Below are 430 nucleotides of genomic sequence, written 5' to 3' on the forward strand. Positions count from 1 at the left end.
CGTAGTAGATGATGCCGGCGATCGCCACGCCGAAGAACCAGCCATAGACACCCCACCAGGACGGCAGCCAGTTGGTGAAGTTGGGCAGGATCGACGAGAAGATGGCGCCGATGCCGGCGGCGATGAAGGCGTTGACGTGCCAGCCGCCCTGGAAGCGGAATTCGCCATCTTCGCGATAAAGCGCCTCGACGTCGACCTCACCCTTCCGGATCAGGTAGTAGTCGACCATCATCACCCCGAAGATCGGCCCCATCGTCGCGCCGATGATGTTGACGAAGGAAGCCGCACTGCCTTCCCATGGCGCGAAGGGATAGAGCAGCAGGGCGATCACGGCCGCGATATAGCCGCCCTTCTTGAAGTCGATCTGCCTGGGAAAGACATTGGAGAAGTCGAAGGCCGGCGAGACGAAGTTCGCCACGACGTTGATGCC

1 protein-coding gene is annotated in these 430 nt (G+C 61.2%); it reads right to left on the minus strand.

What is annotated here, in order from left to right:
- Positions 1-430 (minus strand): cytosine permease (locus EN914_RS38100; protein WP_206527367.1); only part of this gene is annotated, 430 nt, incomplete at both ends.

The sequence above is a fragment of the Mesorhizobium sp. M7A.F.Ca.CA.001.08.2.1 genome, assembly GCF_003998455.1.
Lineage (GTDB): Bacteria > Pseudomonadota > Alphaproteobacteria > Rhizobiales > Rhizobiaceae > Mesorhizobium > Mesorhizobium ciceri.